Raw genomic sequence first — 23,809 nt, forward strand, 5'->3', positions numbered from 1 at the left:
CGGGGGCGGGCTCAGTCCCACCAGAAGTGCCAGGTCGTCTGGTCGACGACCTGGCGCTCGGCGTAGGACCGCAGGGTGGAGTCGGTGCTCTGCCAGAAGTTGTCCGGGCAGAACGCGAAGTGCTCGGCGGCGACGGCCTCCGCCTCGGCGAGGGTGGTGGGCGGGGCGGCGACCGACACCAGCAGATGGTCGAAGGCGAGGGCCACGACCCGTATGCCGAAGCGGTCCTCCCAGGAGCGCAGCACCGCGCTGATACGGGCCGTGTCGCCCTCGTGGTTCGCCGGGCCCGTCCAGCCGATCGCGGTCGGGATGTCGGCGCTGCGGCGGGCCGGGACCAGGGCGAGGCGGGGGTCCTTGAGCGGAGCGCCGTCCTCGAGCAGCGAGTCCGCGACGCGCGCGGCGACCGCGTCCGGGTCCTGACCCCGAGCGGCCGGCGTGGCCGGCCCGGGCCATACGTCGTCCTCCGCCGCGCACTCCTCCCAGTACTCCGCCAGCACCTCCTCGGCGTCGTGATCCCCGGGGTAGGACACCTCGCCGGGCATCAACTCCCAGCTGTCCGGCCCGCCGTGCCCGTCCCCCACGTCGAGCACGACCGGCAGCAGCCCGACCCGCCGCGTCGGCTCCAGCGCCGACCAGCCACCCGGCAGCGCCCGTTCCTGCGCGCACCACAGCAACGGCTCGTGCCAGGGGCCCTCGTCGGTGCTGTCGACCAGCGTCCCGGCGGGCAGTCGAAGTCCCTGGGCGCGGCCGCTCGGGTCTGCCGCCAGGGTCGGAAGCGGGTTCGGAAGTGTCGCCATGGTGGTGACTGTAAATCCGACCACTGACAAGGGGACATCAGCGGACGCGAGCTGACCTAATTGCTCCGTACGGTCCTTCCATGACCACTTCCTCGGAGAAGACCGACCTGTCGTACGCACTCGCCGAGCAGCGGGAACTGCTGCTGATCACCGTGCGCGGACTCGACGACGAGCGGGCCGCCCGGCGTACGACCGTGAGCGAGCTGACCCTGGGCGGGATCGTGAAGCATCTCGCTCAAGGGGAGGCGGCGTGGACGCGGGTCATGGTCAAGGGCGACGGTGAACTGCCGGACGGGATGCTCGACATGGGGCAGTACCGGATGGCCGAGGGCGACACGCTCGACGGGCTGCTGGAGGCGTACACCGCGGCCGCGCGGGCGACCGACGAGGCCCTGGCCGGGCTGCCGGACCTGGACCACCGCGTGCCCCTGCCGATGACTCCCTGGTCGCCGCCGGAGCGCGAGTACTGGTCGGCGCGCCGGATCCTGCTGCATCTGATCCAGGAGACGGCCCAGCACGCCGGGCACGCGGACATCATCCGGGAGGCACTGGACGGGGCGAACAGCACGGCTCAGCGCTGAGGCCGGGGACCGGCGACACCGTCCGGGCCCAGGGGTCCAACCCGTGGGTCGGCTGCCGGTGACCAGCAGTCCGTCACAACGCCCGAGGGCGGCACTCCACGGGGGAGTGCCGCCCTCGGCCTGTCGTCACGGCCCGGTCAGAGCCGCTCGGGCGTCCGGATGCCCAGCAGGCCCATGCCTTGGTGCAGCGTCCGGGCCGTCACGTCGCACAGGAACAGGCGGTTCTCCACCTGCTCGGGCGTCTCGGCCTTCAGCACCGGGCACTTGTCGTAGAACGACGTGTACAGCGAAGCCAACTGGTACAGATACGCGGCCAGCTTGTGCGGGGCGTACTCCGCGGCGGCTTCGAAGACCGTGTCGCCGAACGCGTCCAGGTGCAGACCGAGCGCCCGCTCCGCCGGGGCGAGTTCGAGCTCCGGGTGGGCGGCCGGCTTCGTCTCGCCCGCCTTGCGCAGGATCGACTGGATCCGGGCGTACGCGTACTGGAGGTAGACGGACGTGTCGCCGTTCAGCGACACCATCTGGTCCAGGTCGAACTTGTAGTCCCGGTTCGGCGACGTCGACAGGTCGGCGTACTTCACGGCGCCGATGCCGACCTGCGCGGCCCGCTCCTGGATCTCGTCCTCGGTGAGGTCCTGCGCCTTCTCCCGCACGACCTCGGCGGCCCGCTGCACCGCCTCGTCCAGCAGGTCCTCAAGACGTACGGTCTCGCCCTCACGCGTCTTGAACGGCTTGCCGTCCGCGCCGAGCACCGTGCCGTAGCCCATGTTGTGCGCGGTGACGCCGTCGCTCAGCCAGCCTGCCCGGCGTGCCGTCTCGAAGACCATCTTGAAGTGCAGCGACTGACGGACGTCCACGACGTACAGCAGGGACGAGGCGTGCAGGTCCTGGACCCGGTTGCGGATCGCGGTCAGGTCGGAGGCCGCGTAGCCGAAGCCGCCGTCGGCCTTCTGCACGATCAGCGGGACCGGCTGGTCGTCCTTGCCGCGGATCTCGTCGAAGAACACCACGAGCGCGCCCTCGGAGCGCACCGCGACACCCGTCTCCTCCAGGAGGCGGGCGGTCTCGGGCATGCCCTCGTTGTAGGCGGACTCGCCGACGATCTCCTCGTCGCGGATCTCCATGTCGAGCTTCTCGAAGACGGAGTAGAAGTACACCTTCGACTCGTCCACGAACTGCTGCCACAGCTCGAGTGTCTCCTTGTCACCGGACTGCAGGGCGACGACCCGCTTGCGGGCCCGCTCCTTGAACTCCTCGTCCGCGTCGAAGAGCACACGCGACGCCTTGTACACCCGGTTCAGGTTGCTCATCGCCTGCTCGCCGTCGACGTCGGCCGCGGGGGCCAGCTCGCCGGGGTGCTCGAACAGGTACTGGATGAGCATGCCGAACTGGGTGCCCCAGTCGCCGATGTGGTGCCGGCCGATCGTCTTCTCGCCGGTGAAGTCGAGCATGCCGCGCAGGGCGTCACCGATGACCGCCGACCGCAGGTGACCGACGTGCATCTCCTTCGCCACGTTCGGCTGGGCGTAGTCGACGACCGTGATGCCCGCGTTCTCCTTCAGCGGCACGCCGAGACGCTCGCCGTCCGCGTGCCGCGCGGCGAGGTTCTCGGTGATCGCCCGGTCGGCGATCGTGATGTTGAGGAAGCCGGGGCCGGAGACCTCGACGTCCTTGATCACGTCACCGGTGACGATGTTGCCGACGACCTCCGTCGCCAGCTCCCGGGGGTTCGACTTGGCCTTCTTGGCGAGGGCCAGGATCCCGTTGGCCTGGTAGTCGGCCCGGTCGCTACGTCGCAGCAGCGGGTCGGCGTCGGCCTCCGGCCGGGTGGCCGACAGGGCGTTCGCGAGACGCTGCTGGACTTGATCGGTGAGCGACGTGACCGAGGTCATGGGATGGATGCCGTTCTCCTCGTGGATCGATAGACCCGCTCAGTATCCCACGGGGGGTAAAGCGGTTTTCCCGGGCGGGATGCCGTCTGGGAGAATGGGCACCGGCCGTTGACCGTACGGCTGCCCTGGAGAAAGAAGGACGTGCCGATCGTGGCTCAGAGCACCGAGACCACCGACTGGGTCTCCCGTTTCGCGGATGAGGTCATCGAGGAGTCGGAGCGTCGGGCCCCGGGCAAACCCGTCGTCGTCGCGTCCGGGCTCTCACCGTCCGGCCCCATCCACCTCGGGAACCTGCGCGAGGTCATGACCCCGCATCTCGTCGCCGACGAGATCCGCCGCCGGGGCCACCAGGTGCGGCACCTGATCTCGTGGGACGACTACGACCGGTACCGCAAGGTCCCGGCCGGTATCGCGGGCGTCGACGAGTCGTGGGCCGAGCACATCGGCAAGCCGCTGACGTCCGTCCCGGCGCCGGAGGGCTCCCCGTACGCGAACTGGGCCGAGCACTTCAAGGCCGCGATGGTCGAGTCGCTGGCCGAGCTGGGCGTGGAGTTCGACGGGATCAGCCAGACCGCGCAGTACACCTCCGGGGTGTACCGCGAGCAGATCCTGCACGCCATCAAGCACCGCGGCGACATCGACGCGATCCTCGGCCAGTACCGGACGAAGAAGGCCCCGGCCAAGAAGCAGCAGCAGAAGCCGCTCGACGAGGCCGAGCTGGAGGCCGCCGAGGGCTCGGGCGCGGCCGGTGAGGACGACGGCAGCTCCGGCACCGCCGGCTACTTCCCGTACAAGCCGTACTGCGGCAACTGCGAGAAGGACCTCACCACCGTCACGTCCTACGACGACGACTCCACCGAGCTGACGTACGCCTGCACCGCGTGCGGCTTCTCGGAGACGGTCCGGCTGAACGAGTTCAACCGCGGCAAGCTGGTCTGGAAGGTCGACTGGCCGATGCGGTGGGCGTACGAGGGCGTCGTCTTCGAGCCCAGCGGTGTCGATCACTCGTCCCCCGGGTCGTCGTTCCAGGTCGGCGGGCAGATCGTCGGGATCTTCGGCGGGCAGCAGCCCATCGGGCCGATGTACGCCTTCGTGGGCATCAGCGGGATGGCGAAGATGTCGTCCTCGCGCGGTGGCGTGCCGACCCCGGCGGACGCCCTGAAGATCATGGAACCGCAGCTGCTGCGCTGGCTGTACGCGCGGCGCCGGCCCAACCAGTCCTTCAAGGTCGCCTTCGACCAGGAGATCCAGCGGCTGTACGACGAGTGGGACCGGCTGGACGCCAAGGTCGCCGACGGCAGCGTCCTGCCGGCCGACGCCGCCGCGCACGCGCGTGCGGTGGGTACGGCCGCCGGTGAGCTGCCCCGGACGCCGCGGCCGCTGCCGTACCGGACGCTGGCGTCCGTCGCGGACATCACCGCCGGGCACGCGGACCAGGCGCTGCGCATCCTCAGCGAGCTGGACCCGGAGCAGCCGCTGACCTCGATCGACGAGGCGCGGCCGCGGTACGACAAGGCCGAGGCCTGGATCAACACGCACGTGCCCGCCGACCAGCGGACGATCGTGCGCGACGAGGCCGACGCCGAGTTGCTGAAGTCCCTCGACGAGGCCTCCCAGCAGTCCCTGCGGCTGCTGCTCGACGGGCTCGCCGAGCACTGGTCGCTCGACGGGCTGACGCATCTCGTCTACGGCGTGCCCAAGGTGCAGGCCGGGTTCTCCGCCGACGCGACGCCGAAGGAACTGCCGCCGGAGATCAAGACGGCCCAGCGGTCGTTCTTCGCCCTGCTGTACCACCTGCTGGTCGGGCGGGACACCGGGCCGCGGCTGCCCACGCTGCTGCTGGCCGTGGGGCAGGAGCGGGTTCGGGCGCTGCTCGGGGAGTAGCCGCTGATGTGAGGAAGGGGCCCTGTTCTCAGGGCCCCTTTTCTCATGCGATGTGCTCGTCCGTCATCTCCGCGTTGAGGCGGTTGGAGAAGCGGTTCACCATGCGCTTGGACTCGGCCTCTTCCAGGGTGATGCCGTAGGTCGCCTCGACGTCGGCGATGAATCCACGGGGGGTGGGGGCTCCGTTGCCGCCCTTCGTCGACTCGCGGAAGGCCCGGTAGTAGTCCTCCTCGGTCGGTTGCGGAGGGCCGCCGCCGTCGCCGAGTTCGCGGGTGCGGTTGGGGCCCACCGGGATGGGGAAGCTGCCGGTGTCTTCCGGGCTGGGTGCCTGTTCGACGGGAGGCTCGTACGGAGGCTCGTACGGGGGTTCATACGAGGGCTCGTACGGGGGCTCGTACTGCTCGGCCTCGTACGTCGGGTCGTAGCCGCCCTGGTACTCGACCTCGCGAGGGGTGTTGAACCAGGGGCTCTGGTCCGGTTCGGGTACGTCGTCCACGTACTCGGCGTTTCGGTTGCTCTCGAGCTGCGGGCGCTGCTCGCTGTGAGGTGCCGTTCGCTGTGGGTCGGCTTCCAGCGCCGACTGGTGCTGCTGCTGCGGCGCCGGGGGGAGCAGAGCGGGCTCTATGCCCGCCGCCGCCAGGCCCGCCGGGGCCGTCTCCGCGAGCGGGACGCCGTAGCGCGCCAGCCTCAGCGGCATCAGGGACTCCACCGGAGCCTTGCGGCGCCAGCTGCGGCCGTAGCGGGAGCGGAGGCGGGCCTGGTAGACGAGACGTTCCTGCTCCAGCTTGATGACCTGGTCGTAGGAGCGGAGCTCCCAGAGCTTCATGCGGCGCCAGAGGAGGAACGTGGGGCCGGGGGAGAGCAGCCAGCGGGTGAGGCGGACGCCCTCCATGTGCTTGTCGGCCGTGATGTCGGCGATCCGGCCGATCGCGTGGCGGGCCGCCTCGACCGCGACCACGAACAGGATCGGGATCACCGCGTGCATGCCGACGCCGAGCGGATCCGGCCAGGCGGCCGCGCCGTTGAAGGCGATCGTCGCCGCGGTCAGGAGCCACGCCGTCTGGCGGAGCAGGGGGAACGGGATCCTGATCCAGGTGAGGAGCAGGTCCAGGGCCAGCAGGACGCAGATGCCCGCGTCGATGCCGATCGGGAAGACGTAGGAGAAGTTCCCGAAGCCCTTCTGCAGGGCCAACTCGCGGACCGCCGCGTACGAACCGGCGAAGCCGATGCCGGCGATGATCACGGCGCCGGCCACGACCACGCCGATGAGAACGCGGTGCATCCGAGTCAGTTGTGGCGCGGCCACCCGTCTTCCCCTCCCCTTGCGTGCTGTTGCGCGCAACAGGGTGGCACATGTGTGCGGAGGACGGGTGGCCGGTTCCGGTCGGTGGTGTTCAGCTCTTCTTGGCGGGCGACTTCGAAGGCGACGCGGAGGAGCCCTTCGAAGCCCCCTTCGAGGGCTGCTTGGACGGGGACTTCGACGCCGGCTTCGACGGGTCGCCGCCGGCCTTGCCGCCGCCCGCGCCGTTCGCCTCGGCCACCGCGGCCACCGCTTCCTTCGCGGCCTTCTCGGCGTCCTTCGCCAGGTCGTCGGCGCTCGGGGACTTGTCGCCGGCCAGACCCGCGCCGTTGTAGTCCAGCGTCACGACGACGTTCTCGACGCGTGTCACGACCGTCTGCTGCTTGAAGGTGCCTTCCTTCTTCTTCAGGTCGTAGCGCACGGCCGTCGCCTGGTCGCCCGTGTCCGGCACCGGCTCCGACTTGACGCCCTTGGCGCCCTCGGAGGCCTGGACGTCCTGGACCTGCTTCTCGTAGTACTGCTGGGCCAGCTTCTCGCCCGAGCCGCGCGCGGCATCCGACTCGAAGCGCAGCATCGACACGTTCAGCCAGCGGAACTGCGAGCCCTTCACGCCGTTGTTGTCGAGGCTGTTCCAGGAGCAGCTGCCGCGCGTGGAGACATCGTCCGACTTGCCCTCCTTGCCGGACTTGCTCTTCGGAACGAGGTCCTTCAGCGTCTTCTTCGACAGTGCCTTGCAGGACTCCGGAAGCTTGTCGTACGCCGCCGCCTCGACGGTCGGCGACGGGCTCGCGGACGCCGAAGCCGCCGCGTTCGCGGCCTTGTCCGTGGTGTCGCCGGAGCCGGAGTCCGAGGAGCAGCCGGCGGCGACCAGCATCACGGGGACGACGGCCGCGCAGACAAGGGCGCGGTTGAGGCGCTTCGCTCGCTGGTCCTGCTGGTCTCGCTGTGCTCGTCGCTGCATGGTTCCTTCACTCATGACGCTCGTGGTTCCCTGCGGTCGGAACGGGGCCGAGTGGTCACCGTACGCGGTGAGGCGGAGGTGTGGCCTTCCTTCGGGTGCTTTGCGGGTGTGCGTGAAGGGGGCGTGAAGGGGCCTCAGTCGCTCAGCGAATCGGCCAGCTGGGAGGCCAGTTTCTGGGCCCTGTCCTGCAATTCCTTGCTGTCCGGGACGACGCCGACGGTGGCCGGCTGTTCGGCGTACTCGATGGTCACGATGACATTGGACGTGCGGAACGCCACAGTCACCGTCCGCTGCTTGGCCGTCGAACCGGAGCTGCTCAGCTCGTCGTCGATGAAGGCCTCGTCGCCGAAATCCTCCAGCACGCGGGGCTGGAGTTCGGTCGGGGTGGCGGAGGTGGACGTCGAGGGCGACGAGGAGCCCGAGGGGGAGGACGGGGAGGAGGTCGAGCCGGGGGAGCCGCTCGGGGCGGCGGAGGAACCGCCGGCCGGGGTGCTGCCCGCGGCGGGGGACTCCGAGGTGGCCGACTCGGTGGCCGTCGGCTCGGGGAGGTGGGCCCCGGCCTCCCGCTCCGCGAAGAGCTGCTCGGCCTGGTTGTCGTCGCTGACGGCGTTGTCGTAGGAGACGACCCGTTCGAAGTCGACGAGGAGGTGGTCGGTGGCCTCCCGGCCGTCGACCTTCCACTGGCAGCCGACCTTGCGGTCGGTGTCGAACGTGACCGTCGGCTCGCCCTCGTAGGCCTTCTCGCGCTGCTCGCCGTCGGTGATCTGCCGGATGCCGGGCAGGAGTTCGTCGAGCATGCTCTCGCCGACCGCGGTGCAGGGCTCGGGGAGCGTGCGGTAGCGGCCCGGCTCGGCGGCGGGCGAAGCCGTGCCGGTGTCGCCCGGGTTGGAGCCGTCCGTCGTGCCGCCGTCGTCCGGACTGCCGGTGCAGCCGGCCAGCAGGGCCGCGAGGAGCGCGGCGATACCGGGTGCGTACGCCTTCCGTTGCACGTGGTGGCTCCTCTCGGGGCGGATATTGGCTTGCCGTCGCCGGGCAGCCGATGAACACAATGTCTATCGCACGCACTGCCGTGAACGCCGGTCCGGATTCCCTTTCGTAGACCTTGGCTCCGGTATTTGCTCTTGAAGACTTCTGTTCGCTTACGGGGGATTGAGGACGTTATGTCGTATGTAGAGGTACCTGGTGCGAAAGTGCCGATCCGGATGTGGGCCGACCCCGCCTCGGTCGAGGAGGGCGCGCTCCAGCAGCTCCGGAACGTCGCCACGCTGCCGTGGATCAAGGGCCTCGCCGTCATGCCCGACGTGCACTACGGCAAGGGCGCGACGGTCGGTTCGGTCATCGCGATGCGGGGTGCGGTGTGCCCGGCGGCGGTGGGGGTCGACATCGGCTGCGGGATGTCCGCGGTGAAGACGTCCCTGACGGCGAACGACCTGCCCGGGGATCTGTCGCGGCTGCGGTCGCGGATCGAGCAGGTCATTCCGGTGGGGCGGGGGATGCATGCCGACGCCGTCGACCCGGGGCGGCTGCACGGGTTCGGTACGGCCGGGTGGGACGACTTCTGGGGGCGGTTCGACGGGGTTGCGGAGGCGGTCAAGTTTCGCCAGGAACGTGCGACCAAGCAGATGGGAACGCTTGGATCCGGCAACCACTTTGTTGAAATTTGCACGGATACGACCGGTTCTGTCTGGCTGATGCTGCACTCCGGTTCCCGGAACATCGGCAAGGAACTGGCCGAGCATCACATCGGCATCGCCCAGAAGCTCCCGCACAACCAGGGCCTGGTCGACCGCGACCTCGCCGTCTTCGTGGCGGACACCCCGCAGATGGCGGCGTACCGCAACGACCTGTTCTGGGCGCAGGAGTACGCGAAGTACAACCGCTCGATCATGATGGCGCTCCTCAAGGACGTGGTCCGCAAGGAGTTCAAGAAGGCCAAGCCGGTCTTCGAGCCGGAGATCAGCGCGCACCACAATTACGTGGCCGAGGAGCGCTACGACGGGATGGACCTGCTCGTGACCCGCAAGGGCGCGATCCGGGCCGGCTCCGGCGATTACGGCATCATCCCCGGCTCCATGGGCACGGGTTCGTACATCGTGAAGGGCCTCGGCAACGACAAGTCCTTCAACTCGGCCTCGCACGGCGCGGGCCGGCGCATGAGCCGTAACGCGGCCAAGCGGCGCTTCTCGACGAAGGACCTGGAGGAGCAGACCCGGGGCGTGGAGTGCCGCAAGGACTCCGGCGTCGTGGACGAGATCCCGGGCGCCTACAAGCCCATCGAGCAGGTCATCGACCAGCAGCGGGACCTGGTGGAGGTCGTGGCGAAGCTGAAGCAGGTCGTCTGCGTGAAGGGCTGACGCGCCGAGGGCACCGGCGTCACAGCTCGCGGTGGACCTTCGTGTTCGAGGCCTGGGCGCGGGGGCGGAGGACCAGGAGGTCCACGTTGACGTGGCTGGGGCGGGTGATGGCCCAGGTGATGGTGTCGGCGACGTCGTCGGCCGTGAGGGGCTCGGCCACGCCCTCGTAGACCTTCTCGGCCTTGGCCGCGTCGCCGGAGAAGCGGGTCAGGGCGAACTCGTCCGTCTTGACCATGCCGGGGGCGATCTCGATGACGCGGACCGGCCGGCCGACGATCTCCAGGCGCAGGGTCTCGGCGAGGACGTGGGCGCCGTGCTTGGCGGCGACGTAGCCCGCGCCGCCCTCGTAGGTGCCGTGGCCCGCGGTGGAGGAGACGACCACGACCGTGCCGTCGCCGCTCGCGTCCAGCTTGGGCAGCAGGGCCTGGGTGAGGTGGAGCGTGCCGATGACGTTCGTCTCGTACATCTGGCGCCAGTCGGCCGGGTCACCGGTCGCGACCGGGTCGGCGCCGAGCGCGCCGCCGGCGTTGTTGACCAGGACGCCGATCGTCTTGAAGGCCGTGGCGAACTCGTCGACCGCCGCGCGGTCCGTGACGTCGAGGGCGTACGCCGTGGCCTGGTGGCCCGCCTTGTTGATCTCCTCCGCCAGTGCCTCGATGCGGTCCTTGCGGCGCGCGGTGAGGACGACGCGGTAGCCAGCCGCGGCGAGCTGCCGGGCGGTGGCGGCGCCGATTCCGCTGCTCGCACCCGTGACGACGGCGATGCGGGAGGCTGCGGACGGGGCGGCGGTGGCCATGGGAGCTCCTCGGACGTGGGTGCGGTGTACGGGGCCATCAGAAGGCCCTCAGGGCTTCCGGCCAGGATAGGCGGGGCCCGCGGTGGGAGAATGAGGGCGGGTGGTCCCCTGCTTTTCCGGTTTTTCCTGGAGGTGGATCATGGGCGAGGCACGTGAGGTCATGGACCGGCTCACGGACGCGGTCACCACGCACGCCGATCTGAAGGTCATCGGCGAGCTGTACGCCGAGGACGCGGTCGCCTTCACCCCTGACGAGGGTGAGCTGCGCGGGCGCGACAACATCGTCGAGTACTGGCGGACGATGACGGAGGCGGTCCCCGAGGCGACGTTCCAGCCGTTGCACTCCTACGAGGTCGGTGACACGGCCATCGACGAGGGGTTCTTCAGCGGGCGCAACACCGGGCCGCTGGAGCTGCCCAACGGCGAGACGCTCCCGCCGACGCAGAAGGAGATCAGGATCCGCGGGGTGGACATCGCCACCGTGCGGGACGGGCGGATCGTCGACTACCGGCTGTACTTCGACGAGATGGATTTCCTGGGGCAGTTGGGGTTGCTGCCGCCCGACGAGCCGTTCTGAGCTCCCGGGCCGAGGGCCGGTCAGTCTCCTCGCGGGGCGTACATGATGACCGCCATGCCCGCGAGGCAGATCAGTGCGCCCGTGATGTCCCAGCGGTCCGGGCGGTAGCCGTCCGCGACCACGCCCCAGAGGATCGAACCGGCGACGAAGATCCCGCCGTACGCGGCGAGCACGCGGCCGAAGTGGGCGTCGGGCTGGAACGTCGCGACGAAGCCGTACGCGCCGAGCGCGAGGACGCCGCCGGCCGCCCACAGCCAGCCCCGGTTCTCGCGCACGCCCTGCCAGACCAGCCAGGCGCCGCCGATCTCGAAGAGGGCCGCGACGACGAAGAGGGCGGCGGAGCGGAGCACGAACATGGTGGTCAGCTTCGCATGCTCCCTAACGGCCGGCTCGGGTCTCCGCCGCGTAGGCCGTGGGAGGCACTCCCACCGTCGTCGTGAAGTCCCGTACGAGGTGGGCCTGGTCGGCGTAGCCGAGGTCGGCGGCGAGGGCGGCCCAGTCGACGTCGTCGCGGTGGCCGGCCTGTTCCAGGGCCTCGTGGATGCGGTAGCGGAGGATGACCCACTTGGGGCTGACGCCGACCTGGGTCGAGAAGAGCCGTTGCAGCGCCCGTACCGACAGGCCGCGCGCGTGGGCGAAGTCGCCGACGCGGCGTACGGTTCGGTCCGCGCGGATGCGTGCGACGAGGTCGATCGCGAGGTCCGCCTGAGGGTCCGGGGTGCGGGGCAGGGAGAGCAGGAAGGCGTCGAGGGCGGCGACCCGGGCGGCGTCGTCGGCGGGGGTGACGACCGCGCGGGCGGTGTCGGCGGTGACCTGCGGGAACACCTCCTGGGCTGCCAGTGTGCGGCCCGTCCAGCGGGAGACCGGCTCTTCGGGGGCGTACGGCCGGAAGCCGCCGGGGCGGAACTTCGCCCCGCAGACCCGGCCCCGGCCGGTCAGTTTCCTGGTGTAGAGGCCGAGCGCGACGCCGGTGACCTCGCCGTAGGGAGCACCCTCGTCCTCGTCCCACTGGAACGTGAGGTTGACGGACGGATGCGGGACGACGTGGGAGGCGTAGGGCGCGGGCAGGTCCCAGTCGATGAGCCAGTACCACTCGACGTACCGGCGCAGCGGCTCGGCGGGCTCGTGGCGGCGGAATCGCACGCGGTTGAGCAGCCCGGACGGGTCGACGATCCCGCGGGTGTCGTGGCGGGGGGCCTCCATGGCCGGATCGTACGTCGCGTTTCTTCAAGATGGGCGGTCGTGGCTGTCCCTACGGTCGGAGCATGGACACGAACCCTGTGAGGACGTACCGCATCGGTGAGCTGCTGGGCATGGCGCGGGAGCGGGCGGTGCCGGTGGTGCGGGGCATTCCCGACGCGGCGCTCGCCGCGCCCACGCCCTGTGCCGAGTACGACGTGCGGGCGCTGGTCGATCACCTCTTCCAGGTGATCGTGCAGTTCCAGCGGCTGGCCGCGAAGGAGGCGTCGGACTTCGGTGGGTCGCCCGACCCGGTCGCCGGGAGCCCCGAGTGGCGTGAGCGGTTCGCCCGGGAGACGGACCGGCTGGTGGCGGCCTGGTCGGCGCCGGGTGCCGAGGACGGCACGACGGGCGCGATGAACATGCCGGCGCGGCTGGTCGGATCGATGGCGCTGCTCGATCTGACGGTGCATGTGTGGGACCTGGCGCGGGCGACGGGCCAGGAGGACCCGGGTGCCGACGAGGCGGTCGTGGCGGAACTGTCCGGCGCGGTGGACGAGCTGGCGCCGACGGCCAGGAAGATGGGGGTGTTCGGGGAGGCGGTGCCGGTGACGGAGGACGCGTCGCCCCTGGAGCGGCTGCTCGGGCGGACCGGCAGGGACCCCTCCTGGAATGCCGCCGCGCCCGCTTCCTGGAATGCCCCCGCACCCGCTGTCGTTCCCCCGAGTACTGTTGAAGGATAAACAACCTGGAGGGTGAGCGACCATGCAGTTCGGGATCTTCAGTGTCGGCGACGTCACGCCCGACCCGACCACGGGCCGGACCCCGACCGAGCGCGAGCGGATCAAGGCCATGGTCGCCATCGCGCTCAAGGCCGAGGAGGCCGGGCTCGACGTCTTCGCGACCGGCGAGCACCACAACCCGCCCTTCGTGCCCTCCTCCCCGACCACGATGCTCGGCTACATCGCCGCCCGCACCGAGCGGCTGGTCCTCTCCACGGCCACCACCCTCATCACCACCAGCGACCCGGTGAAGATCGCCGAGGACTTCGCGATGCTCCAGCATCTGGCCGACGGCCGGGTGGATCTGATGCTGGGCCGCGGGAACACCGCGCCGGTCTACCCCTGGTTCGGGCAGGACATCCGGCAGGGCATCCCGCTCGCCGTCGAGAACTACGCCCTGCTGCACCGCCTGTGGCGGGAGGAGGGCGTCGACTGGGAGGGGAAGTTCCGTACGCCGCTGGAGGGCTTCACGGCGACGCCCCGCCCGCTGGACGGCGTACCGCCGTTCGTCTGGCACGGATCGATCCGCTCGCCGGAGATCGCCGAGCAGGCCGCGTTCTACGGCGACGGCTTCTTCCACAACAACATCTTCTGGCCGGCCGATCACACCAAGCGCATGGTCGACCTGTACCGCGCCCGGTACGCGCACTACGGGCACGGCACGCCCGAGCAGGCGATCGTCGGACTCGGCGGGCATGTGTTCATGCGGCGGAACTCGCAGGACGCGGTGCGCGAGTTCCGGCCGTACTTCGACGTCGCGCCGGTGTACGGGCACGGGCCGTCGCTGGAGGACTTCACGGCGCAGACGCCGCTGACCGTCGGCACCCCGCAGCAGGTCATCGAGAAGACGCTGGCCTTCCGCGAGTACGCGGGCGACTACCAGCGGCAGCTGTTCCTGGTCGACCACGCCGGGCTGCCGCTGAAGACCGTGCTGGAGCAGATCGACCTGCTGGGCGAGGAGGTCGTACCGGTGCTGCGCAAGGAGTTCGCCGTGGGCCGCCCGGCGGACGTGCCGGACGCGCCGACGCACGCGGCCCGGCTGGCTCGGGCGCGGGGGTGAGAGGGGAGTAAGAAGGACGCCCCGGCGCGGCGCATCCGGTCCCGGGGAGCCGGTCGCCAGGCACACTGGACGCGTGCCCCACACCGTGCTGCTCGCCGAAGACGACCGCGCCATCCGCAACGCCCTGGAGCGCGCCCTGACCCTGGAGGGTTACCAGGTCATGGCGGTCGCCGACGGTGTCGAGGCACTGGCGCAGGCCCACCGCAACCGTCCGGACGTGCTCGTCCTGGACGTGATGATGCCCGGCATCGACGGGCTCCAGGTGTGCCGGGTGCTGCGCGCCGAGGGCGACCGGACGCCGGTCCTGATACTGACGGCCCTCGTGGAGACCGCCGACCGGATCGCCGGGCTGGACGCGGGCGCCGACGACTACGTGGTGAAGCCCTTCGACGTGGAGGAGGTCTTCGCCCGGCTGCGCGCGCTGCTGCGCCGCACGAGCCCGGTGGGGGTGGGTGACCCCCTCGGTGGCGCACCGGTCGGTGGCGCACCGGTCGGCGGCGCACAGGCCGGCAGCGCACCCGCCGGTGGCGCACCCCTCGGCAGCCCGCCCGTGCCCGAGGCGCCCAGGCAGCAGCTCCCCGAGCGGTTCATCGAGGCGGCCGGCATCCGCATGGACCCGCAGGCGCGCCGGGCCTGGCGCGGCGCGCGCGAGCTGGAGCTGACCCGCACCGAGTTCGAGCTGCTGGAGCTGCTGGTCCGCAACGCGGGCATCGTCCTCGACCACTCGACGATCTACGACCGTATCTGGGGCTACGACTTCGGCCCCGGCTCGAAGAACCTCGCCGTCTACGTCGGCTATCTGCGCCGCAAGCTCGACGATCCGGACGGGCCGCAGCTGATCCACACGGTGCGGGGCGTGGGTTACGTGCTGCGGGAGGACTGAGTGGGCCGCCTCCGCCGGCTGCTGAGCGGGCGGCGGCCGAAGCTGGTCTCGCTGCGCACGACGTTCGCGGTGTCGTTCGCGGCGGTGACCGCGGCCGTGACGGTCCTGGTCGGCATCCTGTCCTACAGCGCGGCGGCCCGGCTGGTGCGGGTGGACCAGCAGACGGTGTTCGACGAGGTGGTGCAGGACCTGCGGGACGAGGTGCGGGAGAACCGGATGACGCCGGAGGACTTCTCCTCCGCCGCGCCGGGCCATGACCTCGTGCGGCCCGCCCGTACCGACGTGCAGGTGCTCGGCCCGGACGGCAGTGTCGTCGACCGGGGCAGTCCGGGACTGCCGGTGACCGGGGCCGATGTGCGGATCGCCGCCGCGGCCCTGTCCGGGCGGGTGGCCGAGCACAAGGACGTCGACGTGGGCGACGACGTCTACCGTGTCGCGACCGTCTCCCTCGGCGGCGGGCGGGGCGCGGTGCAGGTCGCGCAGGAGTTCAGCGACGTCGAGGACCTGCTGCGGGCGCTCCAGCGGCGGACGCTGCTGCTGATGGCCGCCGTCGTGGTCGCCGCCGGTCTGTTCGGCTGGTGGCTCGCCCGGCGCATCACACGGCGCCTGTTCGTCCTGACCGACGCAGCCGAGGACGTGGCCCGGACCCGCCGTCTCGGCATCCAGGTGCCGGTCGCCGGCCATGACGAGGTGGGCCGGCTGGGCCGGGCCTTCGACCGCATGCTGGGGCGGCTCGCGCAGTCCGAGGAGGACCAGCGGCGGCTGGTCCAGGACGCGGGCCATGAGCTGCGGACGCCGCTGACCTCGCTGCGGACGAACATCTCGATGCTCCGCCGGATCGACGAACTGCCGCCGGAGACCCGGGAGGAACTGGTCGCCGACCTCGGCCAGGAGGCCCGTGAGCTGACCGACCTGGTCAACGAGCTCGTCGACCTCGCGGCCGGGCAGTCCGACACCGAGCCGCCCCGGCGGGTGGACGTCGCCGACCTCGCGGAGGAGGTGGCGGGCCTGGCCCGGCGCCGCAGCGGCCGGCAGATCACGCTCCGCGCGAGCGGCGACACCACGACCGACGGACGGCCCGGGATGCTGACCCGGGCGCTGTCCAACCTCGTCGAGAACGCCGTGAAGTTCGACCAGCGCGGCACGGCCCCCGTCGAGATCGTCGTCGCCGGGCCCGCCCGGCCCGGCACGATCCGGGTCGAGGTACTCGACCGCGGCCCCGGCATCACCGACCACGACCTCGCCCGCGTCTTCGACCGCTTCTACCGCGCCGCAGACGCCCGCTCCCTGCCGGGCTCCGGCCTGGGCCTGTCCATCGTCCGCGAGGTGGCTCTCGCGCACGGGGGAGCGCCGTTCGCGGTCCGGCGGGACGGGGGCGGGACGGTGATCGGGTTCACGGTGGGCGGAGTGATCGAGGGCGGCCAGGGCGAGGAGTGAGCGAGTCTCAGCGCAGGGTGCGATACAGCCGGAACCGCCCGCCGTGCGTGAGCCGCACCCCGGGTGTCCCCGAGAACAGCTCGTGCCCCTCGTCGTGATCGCCGGCCTCGGCCGCCTCCTGGTGGGCCTCGGCGCTGGTCCACTCCGTGCAGAGAAGCACCCGGCTGCCGTCGACGCTGTGCAGGAAGTGGGCCGAGACCGCCCCGGGATGGCCGCCTTCGCGCGGCCGGGCCGCGATCACCGCGTCGGTGAACGACCGCTGCCGCTCGGGCCCGTCGACATCGAACGCGGCGCTGATCAGACAGCCCGGGACGCGCCTCTACCGCTCCTCGGCCAGGCTGCGGGAATGGTCAACTGCTTTCCACCGGAGGCCTACACCGCCAGCCACACCGCCTGGTCCGGCCCCAGCCGGTCGTTCTCCAGTGGGGCGCCGGACAGGAGGAGCCCGGAGTGTGCGGGCAGCTCGTACGGTTCGGCGGAGAGGTTGACCAGGCACACGAAGCCCGGGTCGCGGGTGAAGGCCAGCACCCCGTCCGGTGTGTCCAGCCAGGTCATCGTGCCGTCGCCGAGGGCGGGGTGGTCGCGTCGGATGCGCAGCGCCGCACGGTAGAGCTCCAGCATGGACGCCGGGTCGCCGGTCTGGCTCTCGACGGTGTGCTCGGCCCAGAGCGCGGGCTGGGGCAGCCAGGGGCCGGCCGTGGCGCCGTCGGGGCTGAAGCCGTAGGGAGCCGTCCGCCCGGACCAGGGGATCGGGACGCGGCAGCCGTCGCGGCCCCGGTCGGTGTGGCCGGAGCGTTCCCAGGTCGGGTCCTGGAGGACGTCCTCGGGCAGGTCCTCGACCTCGGGCAGGCCGAGTTCCTCGCCCTGGTAGACGTAGGCGCCGCCGGGCAGGGCGAGCATGAGCAGGGCGGCGGCCCGGGCCCGCCGGGTGCCGAGCTCGAAGTCCAGGGGGCCTTCCGGGCGGTAGCTCTCGTTGGCCACCCAGCGCTTGGCGGTACGGCGGCCGTAGCGGCTCGGGTGGCGCGTCACGTCGTGGTTGGAGAGGACCCAGGTGGCCGGTGCGCCGACCGCGCCGAGCATGGCGAGGGAGTCGTCGATGACCCCGCGCAGGTCCTTCGGGTCCCAGCTCGACATGAGGAAGTCGAAGTTGAAGGCGGTGTGCAGACCGTCCCGGCGGACGTACGCCGCCAGCCGCTCGGGCGTGTCGGCCCAGGCCTCGGCGACGAAGGAGCGGTCGCCGGGGAACTCGTCGGCGACCTTGCGCCAGGAGCGGTATATCTCGTGCACCTCGTCCCGGTCCCAGTGCGGATGGTCGACGTGCTCCAAGGGCGGTCCGGCGTCCGGGTCCCGGCGGGGCGGCAGGTCAGGCAGCTCCGGGTGCTTGATCAGACCGTGGGCGACGTCGATGCGGAAGCCGTCGACGCCACGCCCGAACCAGAACCGCAGGACGGACTCGAACTCGGCCCGCACCTCGGGGTGCTGCCAGTTCAGGTCGGGCTGCTCGGGAGCGAACAGGTGCAGATACCACTCCCCGTCGGGCAGCCGGGTCCAGGCCGGGCCGCCGAAGCAGGACATCCAGTCGTTGGGCGGCTGCGCCCCGTCGGCTCCGCGCCCGGGCCGGAAGACGTAGCGCTCGCGTTCCGCGCTGCCCGGCCCGGCGGCCAGCGCCGACTGGAACCAGGCGTGCCGGTCGGAGGTGTGGTTGGGCACGATGTCGGGGATCACCCGGATCCCGTGCGCGTGTGCTTCCTCGATGAACCGCTCGGCGTCGGCCAGGGTGCCGAACAGCGGGTCGATGGCCCGGAAGTCGGCGACGTCGTAGCCGTGGTCGGCCATGGGCGACTTGTACCAGGGGTTGATCCAGACGGCGTCCACGCCGAGGGACTTCAGGTAGGGCAGGCGGGAGCGGAGACCGGCGATGTCGCCGACGCCGTCGCCGTTCCCGTCGGCGAAGCTGCGGATGTAGACCTGGTAGATGACGGCACTGCGCCACCAGGGGGCGGTGGGGGACACGGGGCTCCTTCTGATGCGGGGCGGGACTACTTCGCGGCGCCGGCGGTGAGCCCGGCGACGATACGGCGCTGGAAGAGCAGCACCATGACCACCAGCGGGACCGTGACGAGGACGCCGGCGGCCATCTGGCTGCCGAACGGCGTCTCGTAGGTCGTGGCGCCGGTGAACTTGGAGATGGCGACGGTCGCGGTCTGCATACCGGGCTTGTTGGTCATCGAAAGGGCGATGAGGAACTCGTTCCAGGCGCAGATGAAGGTGATGATCGCCGTCGTGAAGATGCCGGGGGCGGCCAGCGGCACGATGACCTTGCGGAAGGCCTGGCCGCGGGTGCAGCCGTCGACCATCGCCGCGTGCTCCAGCTCGTCCGGCATCTGCCGGAAGAACGTGGTCAGGTTCCACACCGCCAGCGGCAGCGCGAAGGACATGCTCGGCACGATCATCGACTGGTAGGTGTTGATCCAGCCGATGTCCGTGAACAGCTTCAGCAACGGCACCACGATCGAGACGACCGGGAACATCGAGGTGGCGATGATCAGGGTGAGGATCAGCCGCTTGAAGCGGAACTCCAGCCGGGCCATCGCGTAGGCGGTGAACGTGGCGAGCAGCAGCGCCGCCGCGGTCGTGATCCCGGCGACGATCAGACTGTTGAGGAGCGCGCGCCCGAATCCCTGTGTGGGGTCGAACACGGCCCGGTAGTTCTCGAAGGACAGCGGGGCCGGGACGAGCGAGGTGTCGAAGATGTCCTCGGTGCGGCGGAGGCTGGAGACCAGCATCCAGTAGAACGGGGCCAGACAGTAGGCCACCACCGCGGCGATCCCCAGATACGGCAGCCACCGCCGCCACTTGACCGTGAGCGTCATGCCGCCACCTCCGTACGACGGCGCCTTCTCCTGCCGTCGCCCCCGACGAGGTCGGCGCCGAGCAGCCGCACGAAGGCGAGCGCGATCAGGAACACGTACAGGAAGAGGATCACCGCGTACGCGGAGGCCGGTCCGAAGCGGACGTTGGCCGCCTCGTTCTGCGCGAGCATCGACAGCGTCTCCACCGAGTGCTTCTGCGCGCCGACGAGGATGTAGGGCAGATCGAACATCCGCAGCGCGTCCATGCAGCGGAACAGCACCGCCACCAGCAGCGCGGGCTTCACCAACGGCAGGGTGATGTGCCAGAACTGTCGCACCGGCCGGGCCCCGTCCATGCGGGCCGCCTCGTAGACCTCCTTCGGGATCACCTGGAGGCCGGCCAGCACCAGCAGCCCGATGAAGGGCGCGGTCTTCCACACCTCGGCGACGATCACGGCGACCTTGGCGTGGAAGCCCTCGGTGGTCCACAGGATCTGCTGTCCGAGCAGCGCGTTGGCGACGCCGTCGCTGTTGAAGATCCACCGCCACAGCAGTCCGGAGATGGCCGTCGGCACCGCCCAGGGCACCAGGATCCCGGCCCGCACCAGGGCCCGGCCCCGGAACGCCTTGTGCATGATGAGCGCCATGGCCACCCCGACCACCGTCTCCAGGCCGACCGTGACGACGGTGAAGAACGTGGTGTTCCAGAAGGCGTTCCAGAACCGCGCCCCGGCCTCGCCGAAGATCTCGGCGTAGTTCTGGAGCCCGACGAACGGCTCGGTGTCGCTGATGAATCCGGTCTTCGGATCCAGCTCCTTCGCCCCGTACAGCGACTCCTTCAGCGCCATGAGCGTCGGGTAGAGCACGACGATCGTCAGCACCAGCAGCGTCGGCGAGACCAGCAGCGCGGCCAGCCGCCCCGAACCGGCGGTCGCCCGGCCCGGCTTCGGCGCCCGCCGGGGTTCCGTACGGACATCGGGCTCTGCCGGAGTCCCGGTCATGACCCCGGCCCTCACAGCGCCACCGCCTTCCGCAGCGCCTTCTGCAGGTCCTTCAACGCCCGCGCGCTGCTCTTCTCGCCGGTCAGCGCGGCGTACGTCTCCCGCTGGACCGCCGAGGTCACATCGCCGTACTGCACCACCCGGGGCCGCGGCACGGCCCGCAGGATGGACTCCTTGAGCACCGGCAGATACGGGTACTGCGCGACGAGCGCCTTGTCGTCGTAGAGGGAGGCGTACGGCGGGGCGACGGAGGCGTCCTCGAGGAAGGTCCTGGTGTTCTCCTCACTGGACATGAACTCGATGAAGTCCAGGGCCGTCGCCTTGTTCCCGGCGGAGGCGGACACGGCCATGTTGTGGCCGCCGAGGCTGGAGGCGCCGGGCCCGTTGAGCCCGGGCAGGGGAGCGGTGGCGAACTTGCCCTTGATACCGCTCTTCTGGGCCAGGGAGTACGCGTACGGCCAGTTGCGCAGGAACACCAGCTTGCCGGACTGGAAGGCCTGGCGGCCGTCCTCCTCCAGGTAGGTGATGGCCTTCCTCGGGATCGTGCCGTTTTTGAAGGAGCCGGCGAGGAAGTCCAGGCCCTTCCTGGCCTCGGGGGTGTCGACGTCCGGCTTGCCGTTCGGGTCGGTGACGGTGCCGCCCGCGGAGTTCACGGCCTCGGCGAAGTTCACCGTCAGGCCCTCGTACTTCTGGAACTGCCCGGCGTAGCAGGACATGCCCTTCGCCTCGGGCAGCTTCCTCACCTTGGCGCAGGCGGCGGTCATCTGCGCCCAGGTCGTGGGAGGTCGGGCAACGCCCGCCTTCTTCAGCAGGTCGGTGCGGTAGTAGAGCAGGCCGCCGTCCGAGCTGCCCGGCACCGCGTACAGACCGCCGCGGTACCGCGAGGTCTCCACCACCGGCTTCAGCATCCTGCCCAGCGGGAACCGCTGCTCGGGCAGCCGGTCGATCCACCGGTGGGCGGCGAACTCCGAGGTCCACACGGCGTCGAGGGACAGCACCGTGTAGGCGTCGGACTTCGTCTCCGCGTTCTGGATCATCTGCTGGCGCTGCGCGTCCGGGTCCGTCGGCAGCTGGATGAAGGTGACCTTCTCCTTCGGATGCGCCTTGTTCCAGCGGTCGAGCATCGGCTGGACGGTGCCCGTGGTGTCCTTGCCGGCCACGTATGTGATGGGCCCGCGCCCTTCGAACGACGGTGGGCCGGCCTGCCCGGAGCCGCTGCCGCAGGCGGTGAGGAGAAGCCCGGTGGCGGCGAGCGCGGTGGCTCTGCTGGTGGTTCTGGTCGTCATGTCTCTCCTGGTCGCGCGGAACCGGGGTCATGGCTGCTGCTGAGACTGCGTTGTCACGAAATGAATGAAGAGAATATGCAGGTCAGAGTGCTGACGATGAATCCTGCAGGGATCTCTTCTGGGCTGTTGGGACAACGCTTGCAAGCTAGGGGCGTGTTTTGCCGAAGTCAATGCGTTACGCGGGGGTAATCGGCTGACTGCTCGGGCTTCACTCCCATGAAAGCGCTGTCACCATCAGGGGTGGGGGAGCGAATCCCTGTGCTAACGTCCGGCTCATGCCTCCAGCTCAGCGGCACCCCACGATGGCCGACGTCGCCGACCGGGCCGGGGTCTCCACCTCCACCGTCTCGCGCACGCTGCGCGGCCTGTCCACGGTGTCGCCGGAGGTGCGCGCCCGGGTGGAGAAGGCCGCGCGCGAACTGAACTTCGCCGTGTCACGGCAGGCCGCGAGCCTGGTCACGGGCCGGACCGGGACGGTCGCGGTGATGGTCCCGACGCTCAACTCGTGGTTCATGGGATCCGCCCTGTCCAGCCTGGCCCCGCTGCTGCGGGCGGCGGGCCTGCAGCTGAACGTCTACGAGATCCCGGACCTGGCCGAGCGCACGGCCTTCTTCGAACACCTCCCGGCGCGCCGCAACGCCGACGCGCTCCTGGTGTTCTCCTTCGACCTCACCGACGAGGAGACGGCCCGGCTGGACGACCTCGGCATGCCGGTGATCTACGTCAGCCAGCACGTCGACGGCCGCCCGAGCGTCTACGTCGACGATGTGGCCGGCGCCCTGCACGGCACCCGGCACCTGCTCAACCTCGGCCACCGCCGGATCGCCTTCGTCCAGACGCAGGGGGCGAGCGGCTTCTCCTTCAGCTCCGACGAACGGCTGCTGGGTTACCAGCAGGCGCTCACCGAGGCGGGCGTCCCGCTCGACGACGGCCTGGTGGTCTCCACCCGGGTCGGCGACAAGCGCGCCGCCGCCGAGGCGCTCGGCACGCTGCTGAGCCTGCGCGAGCCGCCGACCGCCCTCTTCGCCGAGCAGGACGAGGTCGCCGTCGCCCTTGTCTGGAACCTGCGCAGGACGCGGATCGCCGTGCCCGAGCAGATCTCCGTCCTCGGCTTCGACGACCAGCCGCTGGCGGACTGGTTCGACCTGTCCACGGTCGCCCAGTCACCGTCGGACATGGGGCGCGAGGCAGGCGAACTGGCGCTGAAGCTCATCGACGACGCCGAGGGGGAGCACGGCCGGCATCTGGTCCTGCCGACGCATGTGATCCCCCGGTCCACGACGGCACCGGTGGCCCAACCGGCTGATCAGCCCTCGAGCGAGTAGAACCGCATCGGGGAGTTCGGCTCGAACCCGATGCGCGGATACACGGGCGCTCCGGCGGCCGTCGCGTGCAGGGTCGCCCGGGTCAGTCCGGTGGCACGACCACCCTCGTACAGCGCCTTGCGCGTCACCGCCTCCCCGTATCCCCGCCGTTCCCACTGCGGATCGGTGGCGACCATCATGACGAAGAGCCGCCCCTGTGCCGCCACCGTGGCGGCACAGCTCACGGGCGTACCGTCCCGTAGCCCCAGATAGGCGTGCACCTCGCTCTTCCACAGCGAGGACGTGGCGAGCCCGTCCCGCCCGTCTTCCAGCGGAAACCCGTACGCACGCGAGTTGATGTCCGCATAAGCCCGCAGCAGCTCGTCATCGGTGACGCGCGCGAAGGTCAGCTCGGGGTGGACCGGTTCGGGAAGGGGTAGCAGGTCTCCCGCCATGCCGGTGCCGGGAAACGCGTAGGCAAGCCCCGCTTCCCCGGCGGCCTCCCCGAGCACTGCCCGTGCCTCGCCGTCGAGGAGTCCCTCGAAGACCCATAAGAACCCGGACTGTTCCTTCGATCGCATGACCTCCGCCGCCTCGTTCAGCCGCTTCTTCAGAAGCCCCGCGTCCGCGCCGACGTCGGTCAGCGTCACGCAGTTCCAGAAGGCGAACCGGCAGTCGGCCCACCGCACGGCGATCCCGGGAAGGTCGCGGACATCCGCTTGCGGATCCCGGTCGAGGACCATCACCCGCCAGACGGCGGCGAGTTGCTCCATCGACTCGATCGATTCGGCGAGATCGCGCATATCACGGCTGTCGCGCATGAGTACCCCTCAGATCAGTGGCGGGACAAGGGAGTTGTCCGCACTCCGCACCCTGCCCTCCA

At 70.5% G+C, this 23,809-nt stretch carries 23 protein-coding genes; 9 read left to right on the forward strand and 14 right to left on the reverse strand.

Translation table 11 applies throughout. From position 1 onward, the window contains the following. Window positions 1-11: 11 nt before the first annotated feature. A complete protein-coding gene (locus ACFT4A_RS08605) occupies window positions 12-797 on the reverse strand; it encodes a DUF4253 domain-containing protein (RefSeq protein ID WP_382827191.1) in 786 nt (261 codons plus the stop codon). A gap of 80 nt (window positions 798-877) precedes the next feature. On the opposite strand from ACFT4A_RS08605, the gene ACFT4A_RS08610 reads away from it, so the two are divergent. Then, window positions 878-1,378: a DinB family protein gene (locus ACFT4A_RS08610; protein ID WP_382827193.1), complete on the forward strand. Its 501-nt coding sequence runs from the start codon at window positions 878-880 to the stop codon at window positions 1,376-1,378. Window positions 1,379-1,515: 137 nt separating this feature from the next. On the opposite strand, the gene argS is transcribed toward ACFT4A_RS08610, so the two are convergent. Next, complete coding sequence (gene argS, locus ACFT4A_RS08615) at window positions 1,516-3,270, reverse strand: arginine--tRNA ligase (protein ID WP_382827195.1); 1,755 nt, start codon at window positions 3,268-3,270, stop codon at window positions 1,516-1,518. Window positions 3,271-3,411: 141 nt separating this feature from the next. On the opposite strand from argS, the gene lysS reads away from it, so the two are divergent. Continuing rightward, on the forward strand, window positions 3,412-5,154 hold the full coding sequence (lysS, locus tag ACFT4A_RS08620; protein WP_382827196.1) for a lysine--tRNA ligase: 1,743 nt from the start codon (window positions 3,412-3,414) through the stop codon (window positions 5,152-5,154). Between the two features lie 43 nt (window positions 5,155-5,197). Here lysS and ACFT4A_RS08625 read toward each other — a convergent pair whose 3' ends face one another. From ACFT4A_RS08625 to ACFT4A_RS08635, 3 genes are all read right to left on the reverse strand, one after another. Beyond that, entirely contained in the window at window positions 5,198-6,436 is a 1,239-nt protein-coding gene (locus ACFT4A_RS08625) for a DUF2637 domain-containing protein (protein WP_382827198.1), read from the reverse strand. 112 nt (window positions 6,437-6,548) lie between these two features. Continuing rightward, window positions 6,549-7,430: a DUF3558 family protein gene (locus tag ACFT4A_RS08630; protein WP_382827199.1), complete on the reverse strand. Its 882-nt coding sequence runs from the start codon at window positions 7,428-7,430 to the stop codon at window positions 6,549-6,551. Window positions 7,431-7,549: 119 nt separating this feature from the next. Continuing rightward, window positions 7,550-8,404 (reverse strand): DUF3558 domain-containing protein, encoded by an 855-nt coding sequence (locus tag ACFT4A_RS08635; protein ID WP_382827201.1) that lies wholly within the window; start codon window positions 8,402-8,404, stop codon window positions 7,550-7,552. Between the two features lie 171 nt (window positions 8,405-8,575). On the opposite strand from ACFT4A_RS08635, the gene ACFT4A_RS08640 reads away from it, so the two are divergent. Continuing rightward, window positions 8,576-9,769 carry an RtcB family protein gene (locus ACFT4A_RS08640; protein ID WP_382827202.1) on the forward strand — a complete coding sequence of 398 codons (1,194 nt, stop codon included), beginning with the start codon at window positions 8,576-8,578 and terminating at the stop codon, window positions 9,767-9,769. A gap of 19 nt (window positions 9,770-9,788) precedes the next feature. Here the strand turns inward: ACFT4A_RS08640 and ACFT4A_RS08645 are convergent, their stop codons facing one another. Further along, entirely contained in the window at window positions 9,789-10,565 is a 777-nt protein-coding gene (locus tag ACFT4A_RS08645) for an SDR family NAD(P)-dependent oxidoreductase (protein WP_382827204.1), read from the reverse strand. Window positions 10,566-10,704: 139 nt separating this feature from the next. Here ACFT4A_RS08645 and ACFT4A_RS08650 point away from each other — a divergent pair, with 139 nt between their 5' ends. Further along, a complete protein-coding gene (locus ACFT4A_RS08650) occupies window positions 10,705-11,142 on the forward strand; it encodes an ester cyclase (protein ID WP_382827206.1) in 438 nt (145 codons plus the stop codon). Window positions 11,143-11,162: 20 nt separating this feature from the next. Here ACFT4A_RS08650 and ACFT4A_RS08655 read toward each other — a convergent pair whose 3' ends face one another. Both ACFT4A_RS08655 and ACFT4A_RS08660 read right to left on the reverse strand, forming a co-directional pair. Further along, window positions 11,163-11,498: a YnfA family protein gene (locus tag ACFT4A_RS08655; RefSeq protein WP_328342006.1), complete on the reverse strand. Its 336-nt coding sequence runs from the start codon at window positions 11,496-11,498 to the stop codon at window positions 11,163-11,165. A gap of 22 nt (window positions 11,499-11,520) precedes the next feature. Continuing rightward, window positions 11,521-12,345 carry a DUF6597 domain-containing transcriptional factor gene (locus ACFT4A_RS08660; RefSeq protein WP_382827209.1) on the reverse strand — a complete coding sequence of 275 codons (825 nt, stop codon included), beginning with the start codon at window positions 12,343-12,345 and terminating at the stop codon, window positions 11,521-11,523. Window positions 12,346-12,407: 62 nt separating this feature from the next. Here ACFT4A_RS08660 and ACFT4A_RS08665 point away from each other — a divergent pair, with 62 nt between their 5' ends. The 4 genes from ACFT4A_RS08665 (at window position 12,408) to ACFT4A_RS08680 (ending at window position 16,483) form a co-directional block, all read left to right on the forward strand. Continuing rightward, entirely contained in the window at window positions 12,408-13,064 is a 657-nt protein-coding gene (locus tag ACFT4A_RS08665) for a TIGR03086 family metal-binding protein (protein WP_382827210.1), read from the forward strand. Between the two features lie 22 nt (window positions 13,065-13,086). Then, window positions 13,087-14,163, forward strand: coding sequence for an LLM class flavin-dependent oxidoreductase (locus ACFT4A_RS08670; RefSeq protein ID WP_382827212.1), 1,077 nt, complete (start codon window positions 13,087-13,089; stop codon window positions 14,161-14,163). 73 nt (window positions 14,164-14,236) lie between these two features. Continuing rightward, window positions 14,237-15,046 (forward strand): response regulator, encoded by an 810-nt coding sequence (locus ACFT4A_RS08675; RefSeq protein ID WP_382827215.1) that lies wholly within the window; start codon window positions 14,237-14,239, stop codon window positions 15,044-15,046. Continuing rightward, a complete protein-coding gene (locus ACFT4A_RS08680) occupies window positions 15,047-16,483 on the forward strand; it encodes an ATP-binding protein (RefSeq protein WP_382827217.1) in 1,437 nt (478 codons plus the stop codon). It abuts the gene before it with no gap. Window positions 16,484-16,490: 7 nt separating this feature from the next. On the opposite strand, the gene ACFT4A_RS08685 is transcribed toward ACFT4A_RS08680, so the two are convergent. The 5 genes from ACFT4A_RS08685 to ACFT4A_RS08705 all read right to left on the reverse strand — a co-directional run bounded on the left by ACFT4A_RS08685 (window position 16,491) and on the right by ACFT4A_RS08705 (window position 21,622). Beyond that, window positions 16,491-16,724, reverse strand: a complete 234-nt coding sequence (locus tag ACFT4A_RS08685) for a hypothetical protein (RefSeq protein WP_382827219.1) — start codon at window positions 16,722-16,724, stop codon at window positions 16,491-16,493. A gap of 131 nt (window positions 16,725-16,855) precedes the next feature. Continuing rightward, entirely contained in the window at window positions 16,856-18,496 is a 1,641-nt protein-coding gene (locus ACFT4A_RS08690) for an alpha-amylase family glycosyl hydrolase (protein ID WP_382827221.1), read from the reverse strand. A gap of 26 nt (window positions 18,497-18,522) precedes the next feature. Continuing rightward, complete coding sequence (locus ACFT4A_RS08695; protein ID WP_382827223.1) at window positions 18,523-19,356, reverse strand: carbohydrate ABC transporter permease; 834 nt, start codon at window positions 19,354-19,356, stop codon at window positions 18,523-18,525. Next, window positions 19,353-20,336, reverse strand: coding sequence for a carbohydrate ABC transporter permease (locus ACFT4A_RS08700; RefSeq protein WP_382827225.1), 984 nt, complete (start codon window positions 20,334-20,336; stop codon window positions 19,353-19,355). The genes ACFT4A_RS08695 and ACFT4A_RS08700 overlap by 4 nt, the downstream gene beginning before the upstream one ends. Before the next feature lie 11 nt (window positions 20,337-20,347). Further along, the gene (locus tag ACFT4A_RS08705; protein WP_382827226.1) at window positions 20,348-21,622 is read right to left on the reverse strand and encodes an ABC transporter substrate-binding protein; all 1,275 of its coding nucleotides are present in this window, start codon (window positions 21,620-21,622) and stop codon (window positions 20,348-20,350) included. Window positions 21,623-21,924: 302 nt separating this feature from the next. Between ACFT4A_RS08705 and ACFT4A_RS08710 the strand changes: the two genes are divergently transcribed. Next, on the forward strand, window positions 21,925-22,947 hold the full coding sequence (locus ACFT4A_RS08710) for a LacI family DNA-binding transcriptional regulator (RefSeq protein ID WP_382827697.1): 1,023 nt from the start codon (window positions 21,925-21,927) through the stop codon (window positions 22,945-22,947). On the opposite strand, the gene ACFT4A_RS08715 is transcribed toward ACFT4A_RS08710, so the two are convergent. Beyond that, window positions 22,929-23,729 (reverse strand): GNAT family N-acetyltransferase, encoded by an 801-nt coding sequence (locus ACFT4A_RS08715; RefSeq protein WP_382827699.1) that lies wholly within the window; start codon window positions 23,727-23,729, stop codon window positions 22,929-22,931. The genes ACFT4A_RS08710 and ACFT4A_RS08715 overlap by 19 nt on opposite strands. Window positions 23,730-23,809 lie beyond the last annotated feature (80 nt).

Source organism: Streptomyces sp. NPDC057099, from assembly GCF_042671245.1.
GTDB lineage: Bacteria > Actinomycetota > Actinomycetes > Streptomycetales > Streptomycetaceae > Streptomyces > Streptomyces purpurascens.